The organism is Candidatus Poriferisodalis sp. (assembly GCF_965237655.1).
Taxonomy (GTDB): domain Bacteria; phylum Actinomycetota; class Acidimicrobiia; order Acidimicrobiales; family Poriferisodalaceae; genus Poriferisodalis.
The window spans coordinates 1,583,944-1,601,087 of sequence record NZ_CBDEGB010000001.1 but is presented as its reverse complement, the minus strand read 5'-3'; the positions used below and the strand labels follow the sequence as shown (position 1 = coordinate 1,601,087).

The 17,144-nt window shown below is 63.3% G+C and carries 21 protein-coding genes; 8 read left to right on the top strand and 13 right to left on the bottom strand.

The window, feature by feature from the left end; all coding sequences use genetic code 11:
* Nucleotides 1–779: 779 nt before the first annotated feature.
* Entirely contained in the window at nt 780–2,540 is a 1,761-nt protein-coding gene (locus tag ACPXYO_RS07745) for a DUF4041 domain-containing protein (RefSeq protein WP_423918511.1), read from the bottom strand.
* Between the two features lie 233 nt (nt 2,541–2,773).
* Nucleotides 2,774–3,064 carry a helix-turn-helix domain-containing protein gene (locus tag ACPXYO_RS07740; RefSeq protein WP_423918508.1) on the bottom strand — a complete coding sequence of 97 codons (291 nt, stop codon included), beginning with the start codon at nt 3,062–3,064 and terminating at the stop codon, nt 2,774–2,776.
* Between the two features lie 45 nt (nt 3,065–3,109).
* On the opposite strand from ACPXYO_RS07740, the gene ACPXYO_RS07735 reads away from it, so the two are divergent.
* A complete protein-coding gene (locus tag ACPXYO_RS07735) occupies nt 3,110–3,454 on the top strand; it encodes a hypothetical protein (protein WP_423918505.1) in 345 nt (114 codons plus the stop codon).
* Between the two features lie 18 nt (nt 3,455–3,472).
* Here ACPXYO_RS07735 and ACPXYO_RS07730 read toward each other — a convergent pair whose 3' ends face one another.
* Nucleotides 3,473–3,871 carry a hypothetical protein gene (locus tag ACPXYO_RS07730; RefSeq protein ID WP_423918502.1) on the bottom strand — a complete coding sequence of 133 codons (399 nt, stop codon included), beginning with the start codon at nt 3,869–3,871 and terminating at the stop codon, nt 3,473–3,475.
* Between the two features lie 445 nt (nt 3,872–4,316).
* A complete protein-coding gene (locus ACPXYO_RS07725; RefSeq protein WP_423918501.1) occupies nt 4,317–4,481 on the bottom strand; it encodes a hypothetical protein in 165 nt (54 codons plus the stop codon).
* A 208-nt stretch (nt 4,482–4,689) separates the two neighbouring features.
* On the opposite strand from ACPXYO_RS07725, the gene ACPXYO_RS07720 reads away from it, so the two are divergent.
* From ACPXYO_RS07720 to ACPXYO_RS07710, 3 genes are all read left to right on the top strand, one after another.
* Nucleotides 4,690–5,013, top strand: a complete 324-nt coding sequence (locus ACPXYO_RS07720) for a helix-turn-helix domain-containing protein (protein WP_423918499.1) — start codon at nt 4,690–4,692, stop codon at nt 5,011–5,013.
* A gap of 104 nt (nt 5,014–5,117) precedes the next feature.
* Nucleotides 5,118–6,071: a DDE-type integrase/transposase/recombinase gene (locus tag ACPXYO_RS07715; protein ID WP_423918497.1), complete on the top strand. Its 954-nt coding sequence runs from the start codon at nt 5,118–5,120 to the stop codon at nt 6,069–6,071.
* A gap of 380 nt (nt 6,072–6,451) precedes the next feature.
* Entirely contained in the window at nt 6,452–6,871 is a 420-nt protein-coding gene (locus ACPXYO_RS07710) for a hypothetical protein (protein ID WP_423918494.1), read from the top strand.
* A gap of 243 nt (nt 6,872–7,114) precedes the next feature.
* Here ACPXYO_RS07710 and ACPXYO_RS07705 read toward each other — a convergent pair whose 3' ends face one another.
* The 5 genes from ACPXYO_RS07705 to ACPXYO_RS07685 form a co-directional block, all read right to left on the bottom strand.
* Nucleotides 7,115–8,221 (bottom strand): hypothetical protein, encoded by a 1,107-nt coding sequence (locus tag ACPXYO_RS07705; RefSeq protein WP_423918491.1) that lies wholly within the window; start codon nt 8,219–8,221, stop codon nt 7,115–7,117.
* Nucleotides 8,222–8,223: 2 nt separating this feature from the next.
* Nucleotides 8,224–9,153, bottom strand: a complete 930-nt coding sequence (locus ACPXYO_RS07700) for a DNA-methyltransferase (RefSeq protein WP_423918488.1) — start codon at nt 9,151–9,153, stop codon at nt 8,224–8,226.
* Between the two features lie 323 nt (nt 9,154–9,476).
* Nucleotides 9,477–10,370 (bottom strand): alpha/beta fold hydrolase, encoded by an 894-nt coding sequence (locus ACPXYO_RS07695; RefSeq protein ID WP_423918485.1) that lies wholly within the window; start codon nt 10,368–10,370, stop codon nt 9,477–9,479.
* 154 nt (nt 10,371–10,524) lie between these two features.
* Nucleotides 10,525–11,349: a hypothetical protein gene (locus ACPXYO_RS07690; RefSeq protein ID WP_423918482.1), complete on the bottom strand. Its 825-nt coding sequence runs from the start codon at nt 11,347–11,349 to the stop codon at nt 10,525–10,527.
* Nucleotides 11,350–11,379: 30 nt separating this feature from the next.
* Nucleotides 11,380–11,823 (bottom strand): SRPBCC family protein, encoded by a 444-nt coding sequence (locus ACPXYO_RS07685; protein ID WP_423918480.1) that lies wholly within the window; start codon nt 11,821–11,823, stop codon nt 11,380–11,382.
* Nucleotides 11,824–12,020: 197 nt separating this feature from the next.
* Between ACPXYO_RS07685 and ACPXYO_RS07680 the strand changes: the two genes are divergently transcribed.
* The 3 genes from ACPXYO_RS07680 (at nt 12,021) to ACPXYO_RS07670 (ending at nt 13,186) form a co-directional block, all read left to right on the top strand.
* Entirely contained in the window at nt 12,021–12,494 is a 474-nt protein-coding gene (locus ACPXYO_RS07680; protein WP_423918478.1) for a hypothetical protein, read from the top strand.
* A gap of 4 nt (nt 12,495–12,498) precedes the next feature.
* Nucleotides 12,499–12,840: an ImmA/IrrE family metallo-endopeptidase gene (locus tag ACPXYO_RS07675; RefSeq protein ID WP_423918475.1), complete on the top strand. Its 342-nt coding sequence runs from the start codon at nt 12,499–12,501 to the stop codon at nt 12,838–12,840.
* Between the two features lie 76 nt (nt 12,841–12,916).
* On the top strand, nt 12,917–13,186 hold the full coding sequence (locus tag ACPXYO_RS07670) for a DUF4411 family protein (RefSeq protein ID WP_423918472.1): 270 nt from the start codon (nt 12,917–12,919) through the stop codon (nt 13,184–13,186).
* Here ACPXYO_RS07670 and ACPXYO_RS07665 read toward each other — a convergent pair.
* From ACPXYO_RS07665 to ACPXYO_RS07650, 4 genes are all read right to left on the bottom strand, one after another.
* Entirely contained in the window at nt 13,178–14,371 is a 1,194-nt protein-coding gene (locus ACPXYO_RS07665; protein ID WP_423918469.1) for an ISL3 family transposase, read from the bottom strand. The genes ACPXYO_RS07670 and ACPXYO_RS07665 overlap by 9 nt on opposite strands.
* A 260-nt stretch (nt 14,372–14,631) precedes the next feature.
* Nucleotides 14,632–15,141 carry a hypothetical protein gene (locus ACPXYO_RS07660; protein ID WP_423918466.1) on the bottom strand — a complete coding sequence of 170 codons (510 nt, stop codon included), beginning with the start codon at nt 15,139–15,141 and terminating at the stop codon, nt 14,632–14,634.
* A 250-nt stretch (nt 15,142–15,391) separates the two neighbouring features.
* On the bottom strand, nt 15,392–15,628 hold the full coding sequence (locus ACPXYO_RS07655; protein ID WP_423918464.1) for a hypothetical protein: 237 nt from the start codon (nt 15,626–15,628) through the stop codon (nt 15,392–15,394).
* A 130-nt stretch (nt 15,629–15,758) separates the two neighbouring features.
* Nucleotides 15,759–15,947: a hypothetical protein gene (locus tag ACPXYO_RS07650; protein WP_423918461.1), complete on the bottom strand. Its 189-nt coding sequence runs from the start codon at nt 15,945–15,947 to the stop codon at nt 15,759–15,761.
* A 155-nt stretch (nt 15,948–16,102) separates the two neighbouring features.
* On the opposite strand from ACPXYO_RS07650, the gene ACPXYO_RS07645 reads away from it, so the two are divergent.
* Nucleotides 16,103–17,047: an ABC transporter permease gene (locus ACPXYO_RS07645; protein ID WP_423918458.1), complete on the top strand. Its 945-nt coding sequence runs from the start codon at nt 16,103–16,105 to the stop codon at nt 17,045–17,047.
* Nucleotides 17,048–17,144 lie beyond the last annotated feature (97 nt).

The window sequence follows — 17,144 nt, the reverse complement described above, 5'->3', positions numbered from 1 at the left end:
TGTCTCCGTGCATCGTCAAGTTGGTGGGGAGGGAACCTTAGGCAACGGAATCGGCAACTGGTTAGAACTCCAAAACGAGCTTCAAGGTGAAGGTTCTAGATGTCGCTTCGCGTGAGGTTGTGCGCGCTATACGGATGGGTCACCAACAGCCTGTGGTGTCGGTGACAATTGTGCTCGCGGAACCTGCGGTGGCGGCGAACCCTTCGGTCCGTTCTCGATCGGAACACTCGCGCGTGAAGGAACTCCTCGTCTTGGTGCCTCAATCTGACGCCGCGAGTGTTGCGTTTTGGCCTGTCGGGTACCCAAGCTCGAATCCAGCGTGGGTAGGACTGTGTGGAGGGCGATACCCTCTCTGACCTGCGAGTTCGCGATTTCGTTTGTGGAGTTCAGCGTGTCGATTTGTGGAGCTCAGGGTCACTGCCAGATTTGTAGGGTCTGACCTGCAGAAACTATCTGGCCGGGACCCCACGCCGGGCTTCTGGCACGGCTGGTCAACCTCGACCATCGCGTCCGGGTTCATCTTTATCGCGCTCAGGATGAGCCGCTGAGCGTCGTGGCTCGGTGTGAACTTGCCGTCGTAGTCGCTCTTGACGACATGCGGCGCTCTGGTGCTGGCGCCTCGGTGAGCGAGGTAACGCCCGTATGGGTTCAGTGGCCGTTCGGGGGTCAGGTTGCTTGGATCACTTGGGCGTCGTGTCCGTTGGAGGCACCGTCTCGCATTCGTCGCGTGTTCTCGGATTCGTGCCATTCGGCTGCTTCTGGCGTGTCGGTGAACTCGGTCACAACAGCCAGTCCGTCTTCTGCGTTGAGGGCATCATGGACTTCTTGCGGAGTCGCATAGAAGAACTCTCTGAGCCTTCGTCTTTTTTTGGGATTCGGGCTGCTGGGCTCGGCGGGGTCAGGTTAGTAGCAGGCCGCGGGCTTCGAAGTTGGCGTAGTTGGTGAAGCCGTGGGCTCGGCGTCGCAGGACTTGGAGCAGGTTGTTCGTTCCCTCGATGCGTCCGTTGCTGGGCCGTCCTGTGTGGTGCCAGTCGAGGATCTGGGCATGCCAGGCGAGGAACGTGTCGACGGTGTCGCTGAACTCGGGTATCTGGCCGGTGCTGTAGATGTCCGCGAACCGGTCCAGGGCTGCCATCGCGCCGTCGTGGTCGTCGGCGAGATAGAGCTGGTGCAGCTCGCCGAGCGCTTCCGTTGGAGGCACCGTCTCGCATTCGTCGCGTGTTCTCGGATTCGTGCCATTCGGCTGCTTCTGGCGTGTCGGTGAACTCGGTCACAACAGCCAGTCCGTCTTCTGCGTTGAGGGCATCATGGACTTCTTGCGGAGTCGCATAGAAGAACTCTCTCCGCCGGTTCACGAGGTTGACGCGCTGGCCGGCGAACCGATCGTGCAGCCGTTTCTCCAAGTCCACTGCGTCTTCGGAGAAGATCATTGCGTGCAGGTCGTATCCGAAGGGAACTGAAGCGTCGCCGAGTTCCTTGACCCGGTCCATCGGATCGAGCCTGCGTGTCATGCCGATCTTGACCATGCGCTCGCCGAGTGAACCGGTGTCGGAGATCACATAGACGTGCCCGGCACGGACATTCGCGACCCGCTGTTCCACCGACTCCATTGAGACATCCAGCTCTTCCAGCTTTTCTTTCAGTTCTGCCATCTCGGCGGCCTTGGATCCGGTGTCGTCGTCTTGCTGCTGGAGCTTGCGCAGAACGCCCAGATAGTGATTGCGTTCCTTCTCCAGACGCTTCCTCTCGTTTTCCAGCTCTTTACGCGCCCTGGCCTCCTCACGCAGGCGTGCCCGTTCCTCCTTGGCCGCCTCCTTCTCTCCCTCTCTCATCTGCAGCCAATCTGCGACCAACTCCAGTTCCTTCACGCGCAGAGCGTGGTACGAACCGCTGATCGCTATTTCCATCGGCTGCGCACCGAGACGGTTGATGGCATTGCGAGACTTCTCCAGCCGCGAAATGGAAGCGTCAAGCCGGAACGGCCGCATCTTGTCCACCAGCATGTCTGCCTCATTGTTGTAGGCCCTCAGCAGCAGCCTCGACGTGTCCTTGATCATCTTGCGACCCTTGGCCTCCGAGTCGTTCACCGTCCACCTGTTCTTCGTGGTCGCGACGGCCCTGCCGTCCTTGGCGCTCGCCTTGATCTCATCACGGACGGCTTTCAGTCGGTCCTTGTACTCGTCAGAGTTCTCCATCGGATGCTGATAGTCATACACGCCGACCTCCTGCAGGATCGCCGCATCGCGCATCGCGACGACACGATCCTTCAGCTCTCGATGCTCTGCGGCCATCTGCTGGTGCTGCTCGCTCAGCGCCGCATGAGATTCCTTGAGCTGCTCATGCATGTGGAGCGCTACTTCGTAGCCGTCAGGCAGATAGCCCCGCACGGCATCAATGAAATCGAACACTCGATGCAACTCGGCTCGAAGAACTCCGATTTCGTCCTCCATGGACTTCTTGCCACCGATCCGCTTGTGGCTGACCGCTTCTGGGAGGCGAAACGTCTCAGTGCCGAATGAGAGGATGCGGTGATTCGTCATGAGGCGAGATGATGGCACATCAGAGCTAGCGGAATCTCAGTATTTCTTGATGACTGCCAGTCCTCGCCCAGACGCGAAACCGGCGAGTAAGGAACCGCTGCGTCGGATCGCCAGGAACAGGCTGGCAGACCCGACACGTTCGAGAGCAGCTGGCGGCGGGCGGCGGACAGGACCCTTGCTATCCGTCGACGGCCAACCTGGCGACGCTGCAGAAACTGTGGGCCGCGAACGGTTCAAGCTGGGGCGCGGGCTACGAGACGCAGATCGGCGTCGAGTGCGTCTGCGATCCGCTGCAGAGTGCGTGCCGTCGGACTGGTCGAGCCGCGCTCGATCCGGCTGATGTCCGCTTGGCTCATGTTGCAGCGTCGAGCCAGCTGGGCTTGGGTCAGACCGTGCTTCTCGCGCAGGTCCATGACTTGAAGCGCAATCTTGTATGCCTGCGCGAAGATCTCGCCTTGCGCCACGGCATCTGAACCAAGGCGTGCTCGGCGCGATGCGACCACTTCGTCGTATGTGGGTGGCATCAGCGACCTCCTCCTCGCGAACCAGTATAGGAAATTCGCCATATAATGTCAATCACGACGTCGCCGTTCTCGGCGTTGGCGCTCCTTGAATTGCGTCAGCAGCTTCTGCTGTGGCCGGACGGACTACGGAACGGAAGCCTGCGTAGCCAAGACGCCGACCAAGGTCTGCTGGTCGCATGGGGCGGCGTCAACCAGCCCGCCCGCAGAGAAATGCGCAGCCAGAGCTGGAATCCAAACCGGTCGGCACCCATCAGATTCGGTATTGAACAGAAGAAGACCTCGTGGTCGGCTGCGACCGACACTGTCACCCGCCTCGCGACACCCGTCAAGTGGACAGGCATCAAGGCTGCCGTCGACAAGTGCTTGAAGGGGGCTCACCTCGAGGTGTGAACCGCTCGGGCGGCGGCGCTAGGTCACTTCGGTGGTGTCGAGGGCGACGATGTCCAGACCCAGGGTGGCCGCGACGGTGTCGAGGAATTCGACGCACTTGGCGAACCATTCGATGCCGCCGGGTTGGCGTTCCCGTGAGGCCCTGCGCGGACCTGCGTGACCGGCGTCATCGAGCAACGGGTGAAACGTGCGCTCCAACTCCCGGACAACGGCCGTCGTCGACGGCTGGTGGGGCAGATACAGCCACAAGATCCGGCGCGGATCAGGAGCAGCGCTCGTGTTGGCAAACTGGTCGATGCGCGCCTGGATGTACTTCGCAGCCGACCCAACCTTGAACAGCGTTCGGTCCGGCAGCCGCTCCCGATGAGAAGTTGTCGCGCGACAATTCCTAACTGCATCGATTGAGTGGAGGATCAAGAATGACCGAAACGCCGACGTGTCCTGAATGCGAAGGCCGCGATGGTTGGCACAAGGCCGGTTGTTCTTATACCGGCGCTACGCCGCCGCCCGGTCAATCGTCGACATCCGAACCAGCAACGCGCGCAACAGATCCACTCGAGTCAGCGGCTCGCAAACCGACAACACCGCCGGAGAAACAACGCAGCGCTGTCGCCTCCGGATTCGGCGGCTGCTTCGGCGTTGGTCTCGCCGTCGTCGCCGTTGGGGTCGCGATCTTCGTGATTCTGATGTTGGTTGCCGTTGGAAGCACCCGATAGCGCTTACTCCCTTGAGCACGAGGAACCGGGCAAATCAGGCTTTTCGCGTTCTAGACGTGTCAACGTTTCGGGCCTCAATCGCCGAGATTCTCCGATCCTCACAGCAACTCATCGGTGCATCGTGCCCTAATCCGAAACGACCGGCCTCATCTTCGAGCCGCTTGCGAAATGAACGACTTGACCAGCGTGTACGCGCATGAACGCAGCTCGCAGAACATGTACCGGCACAGTGCTGAAACGAAGACACGAAGACCGATGTGGGACGAAACGCCATCACGGGCATCGAGCACCCCCACAGCGTTTCGGCTCATCGAAGTCCCGTCGACGCCAAAGCGGTCACACCGTCTCTGACCTGCACCAACACCCGCAGAACAACACCCTGACCAACCGTCAGTTCATCGTCGAGTGTGATCGACGCCGAAAACCAGTGTTGCGTTGCGTCTGATTTCGCCGCGGAGAGTTGGTTGATAAATGATCCAAGTCTGGTTGTGTTCTCGCTGACGCGTGAAGGAGCATCAGATGACGATCGGCGAGGGGCGGCGCCGACCCAAGAGGCTGTCCGCGGAGACGATGTGGGAGATCTGCTTGCAGGTCACGAGCGGAGCGGTCGCCCAGGCCGACGCTGCCCGGAGGTGGGGGGTCGATGTGTCGACGGTGATCACCATCGGTCGCACGGTGAAGGACGCGGCGCTGGCGGCGCTGGCCCGCAGGCCGGGCCGGCCGGCTGCCGAGCGGAACTGGGAGCTCGAAGAAGCCCAGGCGGAGATCGGCCGGCTCGCCGAGGCGGTCAAGGCCCAGGCGATCGAGTTGGCCATCGTGCGGGGAAAATCCGGCTGGGACTGAGCGGGCCGGTCCCCGCAGGAGTCCCCGCCGAGGCTAAAGAGCTGGTCCTCAACACCGTCGACGACGCCGTTGCCGCCGGGTTCTCACACACTTGGGCTGCGGGCGTGTGGCAGGTCTGCGACGACCGGGTGCACCGCTGGCGGGCCCGCCGGCGGGAGCTGGGCACCCTGTGCGATCTGGCCCCCGCAGGCGCGCCGGTGCACGCCTTGCTGGCCGATGAGGTCGCGGAGATCCTCGTCGTCGCCGAGGAGTGGGGGCCAATCGACCGATCACACCGCAAGCTCGCCCACCGTGGCTCCTATGTGGACAGGGTGTGGGTGGCACCCTCGACGTTGCGGCGTGTTCTCGCTGCTCACGGGCTTGTGCTGCCCGAGCGGGCACCGGCGCCGAAGCGGCCGAGGACACCGTGGCCGCACTGGCTGGTCTGGGAACCGAACCGGATCCGGGTCTGGGACGTGACCCGCTTCGGGCGGGCCCGGCGCTGTGTGCTCGCGATCGTCGACATGGTCTCGCGCTGCTGGACCGCCACGCTGGTCTCGACCGAGGAGACCTCCACCCAAGTGCGGGTCGTGTTCGACCAGGCGCTGGTGGCCCAAGGCCTCGACGAGCTGCCCGCCGACGACCGCCTCGATCTCGACGTCGACGACCCCGACCGGCCGATCCTGCTCGCCGTGTCCGACAACGGCCCGGCAATGACCAGCCACGACACCCGCGCCTGCATGGCGATGATGGCCATCGCCCAGCACCACGGCCGGCCCCGCACACCCACCGGCCAAGCCTGGATCGAGAGCTTCTTCGGCCACATCACCCACGAATGGCCCCACCTGTGCTCGATCACCGACCCGGCGCTGCCCGACACCGAGCCGGCGCGCATCCGGATCGACTACAACGAAGTCCGACTGCACGAAGCGATCGGCTGCGTCACCCCCAACGACGAACACCACCAACGAGGAGAAACGATCCGCGAGGCCCGCCGGCGGGGCCTCCAGCGAGCCCGAACACGACGGCTCGAACACAACCGCCGGACCGCTGCCAACAAACCTGAGAACACGGCATGACTTGGTTCATTTCTGAGCCGATCTCCGCGGAAGAGTCAGACACACCTCACCCAGCATCCCGCGCGCACACCCCCAACACGCGGAAATCCACACGAATTATTCAGCAGTCTCCTAGAGAGCGAACTACGCGCTACTCGCGGGATGATGGTCCGGCACCGTGAGGTGTGTACCAACCCGCGTTGCGCGTGCGGGGCGGTCGCTGAGCGGGCACCGGCCATGCAGGTCCGCACCGAAGCGCCCCTAAAACGTCGACGTGGTGACGGCGTTACTGACTCATTCGGGGCCGTCGAGTGCCCGTGCGGGTCCGAGGTGGCGATGGCCGATACCGAGATGACGGCCGACGGCGGGCCGACGTGCCGAGGGTGCGCCAGACTGGGGACGTGAATGCCCGAGTCCACATTGACGAACAGCACCTGCCGAACGGTTACTTAGTCGTCATCGAACGCAATCGGCTGCGGTTCCTCGCTCTCGTCCTGCTAGCGGTCTGCGTAGCTCTGACCGTGTTCTTGGTAGTAGCCGGTCTGCTCGACACGCGGGAGGTTCACTGCGACCGTCTCGCAAGGGGTGAGACCTGCATTGGCCGACAGTTCAGCCACTCAGCGGCCTGGTGGTGGGGGGCGGCGATCTGCGTGGCACCGATTCCCTTCCTGCTGTTGGCGCGGTTCTTGATCGACCCCTATAGGCCGGTTGTGCTCGGTTCGGGCGACAAACGCTGGAGAGCACCGAGGGAACCGGACAAGTCCGCTCCTGATCCGGGCGCGGCCATTGATGCGACAGACCGCGACAAGCTCGCGCCGTAGGGTTCGATTCCCTACCCTGCAAGTCGTGAGGGCTGCCGACGGCCGCGGAGGTTCCGCATTGCTGGGGAATAAGCGGCGTAATTCTGGCGGAAATGGCGCAATCGGCGAGCCCGATATGCACTCTGACCTGCGGGTTTGCCCCTCCGCATCACGCGACGCCACCTCCACTCGCCGCTGAGTGGCTAGTCAGCGTCGCCCTCGGCATGAGTGGCGTCGCCATCCCGCGATAGGAATGGGAGGCCGTCAGCGCGAAATGAGTGCCTGTATCTCGGGCAGCTCGAGAATCTGCTCGATCGTCGACAACGTGTAAGTGCGGCCTTGCGTCGCCAAGACGACATCGCAGAGCGCATTCGGGCGTTCGGTCCATCCCTTGCCGTCAATCAACGCGCATGCTCTCAGCCCACGTTCGTTAGCAGCCGTCACCAGGGTTCGGATTCGCGCAGCCTTGTCGTGGGCGGTGCCACCGTCTTCTGCCACCTTGGACTCGACAACAAGCGTGGGCGAGTCATCAGGAATGATGAAGTCCGGTCCCGGCCTGAGGCCAAACCGAGCTGCGGTCTCCGCGGCGCCAGCCGCTCTGCGCTTCGTCCGGTGGTACGGCACCCCGTGTGCGTCCAGCAAGTCTTGGAGCGGAATCTCCAGGACGGCATCTCCCTTGACTTCGGAATACGCGTCTTGCACCTGTCGCCAAACTCCGCCGACGTACCGCTGGAAGAGCAGCGTTGAGTAAGGAACGCCACCGGTGTGATCACGCACGCTCTGCCACCCGCTGACCGTGTCGCGCTTGTCGAGTTTGGAATGGAAATACGTCGTCACGCGTGGTGGCACAGGCAGCAGATCACGGTTCATCATCGCCAGCACCGCGCCCGCAATCGACCCGACGATTCGTCGCCTCGTAGCTGTCAGCCGTTCCGGTGGAGCGCTTCGCTCGAGACTCTTGAGCGATCCGCCGGCCACGTTCGATTCGGGATCGTGAAGACGGATGGCAACCGCCAGCTCGTTGTGCGTCAGCCCAAGGATCATGCGCAGAGGGGCCAACGCCGCTGGGCATTCAAGAAGCGTCGCTCTCAGCGATGCCTCGTCGACGCACGTGAAGTTCTCGGTGCCCACCGCAAGTGCTGCGTACGCCTCGTCGAAGGCGTCTTCGGCGAACATCAAATCGCCTCTCGGAACGAGATGAAACGAGGGACTGAGATGCGTGAGGTAGCTCTGGGTCAAGAGTTGGCGCGAAGCCTCGGCATCTTCTCCATGCTTCGCGAGCGTCACACCGACGGCTTGCAGGCGCGCTACCGGGCTCGGGTCCGAGCCCGCTGCGCGGAGTATCCGCTCTTCGGAGTCCGAGAGCGCCATGCTCAACCCGCGAGCCGCAGTTCGCCCGGCTCAGACTCGCATTGATCGCTCGCGACGCGCTGCGCTGACACCTCGACGTACTCGCGGTGCAGCTCGACCCCGCCTGCGAGACGGCCATGGCGTCGCGCTACGACGACGGTGGTCCCCGAGCCCGCGAACGGATCCACGATGAGGCCCCCACGCGGGCAAACGGCCCGGACGAAGAACGCAGCGAGCCCCTCCGGCATCACTGCCGTGTGCTGGCCCGCGGGACCCCAGTGCTGGTTGTACGTCTGGCTGGCCTCGATGACGTTGCCCGGGTCGGCGCCGCCCTTGTCGTAGGTGAATCGTCGGTCGCGGCCGAACCCGGCCTCGGTGTTTCGCCGGCCGTTCTGGTCGCGACGACGGCGGGCGATTTCTTGCTCGCTCGCCCGGTACGGCACCCGGATGCCGTCGAGGTCGAAGTACGGCTGGCTGCCCTTAGCGAAGTGGTACACGTACTCGAAGCTGTCTTTCGTTCGCGGCCCGAACCGGCCCGGAATAGCGTTGGGCTTCGACCAGATGTAGGTCTCGAGCCAGCGCCAGCCCATCCGCTGAAGCTCGAGCACCAACTCGTAGACGTAGGGGTGCCGCTGTCCTCTGAGCTCGCCGCTCGCAGCCACGCGGTTCTTGATGTTCAGCACGAACGAGCCGGTTTCTGCGGTTGCGCGCAGCATCGCTTCGGCGAACGGTGCGAACCACTCCACATAGCGATCCGGATGGATCTCGGAATAGCGCCGTGCGTTCGCGTAGGGGGGCGAGGTGAAGAAGAGATCGACGGATCCAGCCGGAAGGCACACGAGCCAATCGGCAGCGTCGCCCCACACGACGCCTTCCTCGACGAGTTGCGCCAATGCGACATCGGGGTCACGGGGGGCAGCGGGAGCTACGCCCGAAGTGTCGTCGCCTTCCACGTGGCCGACAGTAGCGACACCCAGTAACACGAACAGCGACCTGAATCACCCCGGGACCCCAAAGCCTCCACGAAACAGTGAAGATGTGCGCGGGAGCGGGCCGTCGACGTGTGACTTGTCACAAAACTGGCCCCGCATGTTGCAGGTGCCTTGCCTGGGACACGTCGACGTTGTCGGCCCGCTCTCGGACTTGCCAGCTGCGGCCGGTCCGGAACGAGCGACGTGACTTCATAGGAACCTGTGCCAACGCAAACTGGCGACATATCAACGCCGTGATACGCGAACGGACCAAGGACCGCCCCGCCAAGATGATCTGAACCGGTTCACGCCTGGGGTAGTGCGCCGCCCAACGACGAGTGCGTGGGACCGGCGCGGGGATCGCGACGGGTCCATCGTCCGGCCTCAACTGTGCTGAAGAAGTCCGACGCCATCTGGTTGAACACGCCGGGCTCCTCGAGGTTGATCCCATGACCGGTGCGCGGGGCAATCCACAGGCCGGCACGCGGCAGAACCCTCTTGAGGAAGACGTTCGTCTCGATGACCGGGTCGTCCTCATCGCCGACGGCCAACAGCACCGGAACGTCGAGCTGGCGCAGCTCAGCTTCGAAGTCGTACAGCGACGGGCGCCCGGCCTGGAAATTGCGCATCGTCAGCCCAGAGCCGACCGCCGAATGTTCTGACAGGTACTGCTTGAACTCCTCCCAGCCCCTCGGGTCTTTGTTCTGGAGCTGAACACGGGTAGCGCCAACAGCGAGCCGATCCGCGGCGACCTCCATCCCGTCGTTCATCATCGCCTCGGCGGCCGCGCGGATCTCGCTGAGGAACGCTGCCCGGGTGTCCCCGAACGCGCCGGACCCACCACTCGCGAACAGCAGGGACGTGACCCGCTCCGGATACCGCAACGCAAACATCAGCCCCGTGTAGGCACCCATGCTGAGGCCGACGATATGGGCGCGCTCGATTCCGAAGCTGTCAAGGACCGCCCGCAAGTCCTCTCTTTCGCGCTCGAATGTGTACGCCGAATCGCTCTCCGGAACATCCGACGGCGGATAGCCACGGGCGTTGTAGGTGACACATCGATGGCTTTGGCTGAACCGCCGAACCTGGCCCTCCCACGTGCGGCAGTCGGCCGCGAACTCGTGCAACCAGACGATGGGATACCCGGTGCCTGTTTCCTCCGCGTACAGCTCTACTCCGTCACCTTGTACCAGTGGCATGCCGAAACCTCCGCTTGTTCTCCCGGTCAGGATGCATCAAGCACGGCAACCGCGGCCATGAAGACCTTGCGAGACCTGAGCGACCTCCAGGCCCACCGCTTCAGCAGCGACCCAGTCTGACCGGCGGCTCAGCGGCCTACTCGGCGCGCCGTGTTCAGACTCGAGCTTCGGCTGCGTAGATCTTGTTGTATCGCTCGCGGCAGATGTAGAACTCGTCGACGCTCTGAAAAGCGTTGTGCGCAATCAGTGTGTCCAGATTGCGCCGCACCAGGCGATCAGGTGCAACGCGGGTTGCGAGCACTTGAATCGCCCCGTATCCCACGGGGCCGGTTCCCTCTGCGGTGTCTCGTCCGTGCGTCACGCCAAGCAAGTACTCGATCTCGTCGAGCACGGCGTCAAACAAGGCGTCTTCGGGAGTCCTGGGGATGAACTCGTCAGTTATCGAACGCAGTGTCATCCACAGACGAAGCGAGGCCTGGATCGGAGCTTCGTCCGGTCTCTTGAGCTGGGCGCAGTTGACCAGGTAGGTGACGCGCCCGATGCTGCCGTCTTCCTCGGCTCGCACCGTCCCGATGATCCTCGCGAGAGGGTCGATCCGATCAGCAGCAGCGGCGCCGAAAGCGACTGCGTACATCGCCAGCAGCGTGACGTGGTGCTGCAGATTGATGACCGTGCCATGGGCAGAACTGGTGTACGGAATCCGATTTGCCAGCAAGCGGACCGCATGTGCCCACGCTTTGTCGTGGTCGGCGCAGTCGGAGAAATACGAACCGGTGACGAGCAGCTTGATCAGACCAGCAGATGCATGCTCGTAGGCCCGCAAGCACTCGTCGTACCCCTCGCAATCAGCGTTTCGAACGGCGTCGATCGTTCGCATCGTCTCGTCGCTGATGGCGTCGTGGAGCTTGATGCGGCTCGCTGGATCGGCGAGAAGGCTCTTGAGTTCGGCAAGAGTGACCGTTTCGGGCTGTGACGTCACGCGTCAAACAGTACTGTGCTGCGTCCCGAATCAACCCCCGCCACACACTCCGCTTTCCTCGACCATGGCCTTGAAGAGTCTGAGTTGTTTGCCGTCCGAGAGTCGGACAGCGACGCGAAGCAGAGGCGAGACCAAGCTCCACCACAGCCCCGTGATCTGACAGTTTGCGACCAAGGTGACTCGAGCCGAACCTTCGCCGAGTTCGTGGACTTCGTATGCGTAATCCGCCGTCACGCCACCCTGGATCGAACGCAGCACCATGGACCGACCAACGTCACATTGAACGATGGTGCTCGAGCGATCAGCGCCGCGAGCACGGAATGTCAGCCTCGTCCCTTCAGCGGTTTCTCCCTCGGCCGTCATCGATTCGACTCCGGGCATCCACCGGTGGGCGTTCGGCCAATCGGTGAGGGCCTCCCACACCTGGGGAGCGGGTCTCTGAACTACTTCTTCGACTGCGAACGCTTGCGCCATGGCCTGCCCCTCGCTGCCCATCGGTTTTAGCACCGCCGATCTACGGCGCTGCAGTCAGGAACGTACGGAGATGCCCCGCCAGCGCTTCTGGCTGATCGATCGGGACCGGGCGTACAGCACTTGGTGAACGCACGAGATGAGAAGATTCCTGCTCGGGCGTGCCTTGCCGGTGGAGGCGAACGGGCGATACTGAGTTCATGACGGTCCGAGTCGACGTGCGTCCTGCGCTGCTGCAGTGGGCTCGCGCGCGCTCGGGCATCGACGATGACATCTGGGGCTCGCGCTTCCCGCGCTTCGACGCATGGATAGCGGGCGAGACCCGGCCGACACTGCGACAGCTGGAGGAGTTCGCTCGAAAGACGTACACGCCGGTCGGGTTCTTCTTCCTCGAAGAACCACCGACGGAGGACATCCCCATCCCCGACTTCCGATCGATCGGCGACGGTCGCGACGCCGCCAGCAGAGGTCGCGGCTTCTATGCGAGAGGAATTGGCGTGGACGCCCCGCGCCCGCGCCCGGTTGCGCAGCACAGACGACGCTTTGACGGCCCTGCGGGAGAACGCAGAGGCGGCGGGTGTCTTGGTCATGATCAGCGGGATCGTCGGCTCGACTGCGCTGTCGGATGTCGACCCAGCCTCGGCACGCAGGTTCGACGAGGAGCGGTGGTGTAACCGGGTGGCCGCAGAACTGCTCGTCCCCATGGAGGAGTTCGCGTCCGTATTCGACACGACGGGCGACCTTCGATCTCAGTTGCATCCGCTTGCTCAGCACTTCCGAGTGTCAACGCAGGTCGTCCTCGCCCGGATTCGGGAGATCGGGGCGCTGAGCTGGGATGAGTTCATGATCGAGTTGCGCTTCGAACAGGAGCGAATTGCGGCTCTAGAAACCAAAGGCGCCAGCGGTGGGAACTACTACACGACGAAACCAGTTCAGGTCGGAAAACGATTCGCGCGCGAACTGATTGCCAGCACCCTTGAGGGCCGAACGACGGCGAACTCCATCGGTGGTTGCAAGTGAACGGTCATGATGACCGTTGCCAACACATGCAACCGACCGATGGAGGTGTCCAGTATGGCAGCGAGGCTGAGTTTGGATGAGCGGGTGTTCATCGAGTCGTCGCTCGGGGCGGGCCCTCGCGGGAGGTCACGACGTGGTGACACATGAGACAGTCAGTGACGGCCGGCGCAAGATCAAGATTCCAAATGCGGCGATCGCGCACGGCGTCCAACCCATTAGTCCATTTCAGATGCTGCGGGCCATGGGTGCCCGATTCGTACTCGAAGCGCAAACGCGACAGCTCAGCTTTTCGAGCCTTCGTCTTTTGTTGGGATTCGGGCTGCTGGGCTCGGCGGGGTCAGGTTAGTAGTAGGCCGCGGGCTTCGAAGTTGGTGTAGTTGGTGAAGCCGTGGGCTCGGCGTCGCAGGACTTGGAGCAGGTTGTTGGTTCCCTCGATGCGGCCGTTGCTGGGCCGCCCGGCTCGGTGCCAGTCGAGGATCTGGTCGTGCCAGGCGAGGAACGTGTCGACGGTGTCGCTGAACTCGGGTATTTGGCCGGTGCTGTACAGGTCGGCGAACCGGTCGAGCGCCTCGAGGGCGCCGTCGCGGTCCTTGGCGAGGTAGAGGCCGTGCAGCTCACCCAGAGCGTCCCAGGCGAGCTTGAGCCGGGGGTGCGCAGCGAACAGCGCGTCGAGCCGTTTCTGCTCGCTGGCGCCGAGCTTGTCGGGTCGGCGCATGAGCAGGAACCTGGCTCGGAAGACTTCGGGGTCGAACGCGGGCTTTGAGCCCTCGGGTCGGCGCTGGACGTCTCGGCGCACCGCTGTGAGCCCGGCGGCGAACCATCTGATGACGTGGAAGCGGTCCAGGACGTGGCGGGCGTGGCCGAGCCGTCCCTCTATGGCTGTCTTGTAGGCCTTGGAGCCGTCGGACACCACGACCTTCACCGCTCGGCACCATCTGTGTCCTTGGGACGCCAGGAACCCCGACAGCGCCTGGGAGTTGCGGTGGGGCACCATGGCGAGCACCTCGCCGGTGTCGCCGTTCACGAGCACGGTCACATAGCGGTGTCGCTTGCGGATCGAGGTCTCGTCCACCAGCAGCACCCGGCAGCGCCGCCGGCGGCGATGATCCGCGACCAGCCCCGCCCAAGCGACCACCAACGCGTTGACCAGCTTCCAGCCCACCCCGTGACGGCGCGCTGCCGCGTTCACCGTCATCTGGCGCGCGTCGGCCACCAGCCGGCGCGCCAGACGCGCCGTGACACGGCCCTCGAACGCCGGGTGGCCCTCCGCGAACCGGCTGGCGCACGGCTCGCACACCAGCCGCCGCCGGTCCCACACCAGCATCACCGGCCGCCCCGAGATCTCCAAGTCCCTCACCCGGTTGTCTCGGCGATCATGGGTCCTGCCGCTCGGCGTCCCGCAATCAGGGCAGCGCGGGCGACGCACCGAAGACGCCACCCTCACCACCAGCCGCTCGGGCGCGTCGACCAGCACCCCCACCACCTCGACGCGCGGCAGCCACAACCGCACCGACATAACATCACGCTTCATCGAGGCCCTCCAGGGTTCGGCGTCTCACAACACCGATCCCAGCAGGGCCTCGACCCCTACAAACGGACCCTCAACCCCCAGTCATCCCAACAAAAGACGAAGGGCCAGCTTTTCTGATCTCGATGGGGTGTAGGCGCGGCGGTCGGGCGCCACGTCGCGAACGCCGCTACCGCCGACCGTCAGTGCAAGGGAGGCCGCTAGCCCACAACCCACATGCGTCGCGAGCGGCCAAGAGTCCTGCAGCTCCGTGAGTCGAGGTGCTACCCGTGGCGGGCCATCGGCAGCGCCGGCTGCCACGTCCTCTCCGGCCCCATGCGCGGTCTCATCGGCCAGCCGAACCGTTCCTTCAGTGCTTGGCTGTCTGGCGGGTGATTCAGTTCAACGAGGCCAGACAGTGCTTTCGCCTCCAGCGCGACTTCAATCATGCGTTGAGCTGCCCCACCTTCAGGCCGGTGAGAAGTCAGCACGTAGTACGGAGTCTCATCCCCGGTAAAGCGCAGCAAGAACCCAGTCAGCAGCGCTTTCTTGACGGTGTCCGTGCGGCGCATGCCGGGCCGGGTCCCTTGAAACGAACCCTTGTACTCGAAGTACACGAGTTCGCCGTTCGGCGCTTCGGCGACATCATCGACCTCGCAGCCGATGTCAGCGAACTTCTGCCTGCCGTGAAGCTCGAACCCGAGCGCGTCCAGATACGCCTTCGCTTGCAGTTCGAACGCAGTGTCCTGCCGAACTGCATCAGCCTGGAAGTCGTCGCCGGCTTCGCGGAGCATCCTCACAGCCTCGCGCGACCTGCACAAATGCGCCAATCGCATGCCGATTTCCAATTGCAGTCACAGAAACCGCACATCGAAGCAGCTCGGTAGCGTTCAGTTCAGTCCGTCGGCCCTGATCCAAGTCCATTTGGGATCTGCGATGAACTACCACCAAACCGATGTGCGGGCAGCTCGGGCTGCGATGGACAAGTACCGGAGCGGTCTCGGCGGCGAGATTGCAGCCGCACTGGCGGTCGTCGGCCTCAGGTCACGCCGAGCGCCTGCGCCGACGGCTCAGTGAGGCGGCAGCGAGACCTGTGCAGAACGGCACGATGAGGATAAAGATCCCGACGGAGAGGATCGAGAGCCAGCCCGCCACGACCAGCAACGCCGTCGCCACATAGAGAGCGCTCACGCGTCGCTCCGGGAACACGATGGCCGCAGCGATCGCGCCGAGTCCCCCGACGAGGGACCCAAAGAACACGATCCCCAAGAGCGTTGCCATCCGAACCTCCCTCAGCGCTCAACGCACGAAAGACGCAGAGCCAGCATACGACCCGCACCCATGCGGTTCGAGCCATCCGAACGACCGTCTCGGCGGTCGTCGGTTCCGGTCCGGGTCGGGTGGCGCGGAACTAGGAATTCGCCGTCAAGAACTCGCGTAGACAGGCAGTCAGCGCCTCTGGCTGGTCGATCGGGATCAGTGTTCGACTGTCGTCGATCCACACCAGCTGTGCGTCGCCCCAGTCGTTGCACACCAGCGCCACGTCGCCGCCCGTATCGGAATACCTCAGACCGGCCGCACTAGAGAATTCAACCGGCATCAGGTCTCCATCACACGAAAGACCCCGACGTACAACGATCTTCGTCAGTCTTAGACGCAGTGCGCACTCATGCCGCGCACTACGATGCGAATCGCGGTGCCCACAGACAGCTGAACACGATTGGTCCCAAACGCTTCTGAGACGGTGCCGGACACATGGTTCGCTTTCTGACGCTGCGCTTCGCTTTGATCGTGGTCACCCTCTTGGTGGTCTCGGTGGTCATTTTCGCGGTTTCGGAGGCCCTGCCGAGTGATGCCGCGGAAAGATTGATGGGGCAGTACGCCACGGAGCAGAACGTCAAGCACCTGCGCGAAGAGCTGGGATTAGATCGCTCCGCCCCTGAGCGATACGGAAAATGGATCTGGGGCGCAGTGCGAGGCGATCTGGGCACCTCCTTGATACAGCGACAGCCAATAACAGGGATTGTGGGTCATCGTCTCTTACCTTCGATATATCTTGCTGTATCTGCGTTGCTGATTGCGGTCCCATCGGCAGTGCTGGTGGGCATATGGGCCGGGGTGCGTCCCAACAGCAAGGGCGACCGCGCAGTGACCCTGATCGGCATGATCGGCATTTCGCTGCCCGAGTTCGTGACCGGACTGTTCCTCACCATCATCGTCGCGTTAAAGCTTGGCTGGTTGCCGACTACCAGCGCCATACCCCGCGGCGAGACTCCGCTGACGAAGCCAGAAATCCTGATCTTGCCAACCCTCACCCTGACCATTGCGCTCTTTGCCTACATCATGCGTATGACGCGAGCCAGCATGATCGAGACGATGGACAGCCACTATGTGCGGTCGGCGACCCTGAAGGGACTCTCGAGAAAAAGGATCATATTCCGGCACGCCGTTCCCAACGCGATGCTGCCCACGATTACTGTCGTCGCAACCACCGTCGGATGGCTCCTGGGCGGCCTCATTATCGTCGAGAACGTCTTTGCTTATCCAGGCCTGGGTCAGCTGTTGTTGAATTCAATCCAGACCCGTGACGGTCCTCTGTTGCAGGCCTGCGCTCTCCTCATTGCAGTGGCGTATACCTTCAGCAACCTCTTTGCAGACATCAGCTATCGGATCCTAGATCCGCGCATACGGTTGACCTGATTGTGATGTGGCAGGACACGAGCGGGCCGCAAACTGAAGTGCCCGGCACCGTTCGGCACGCGCGATCGGCGATCGGTCGGGGGATCCGCACCTTCTT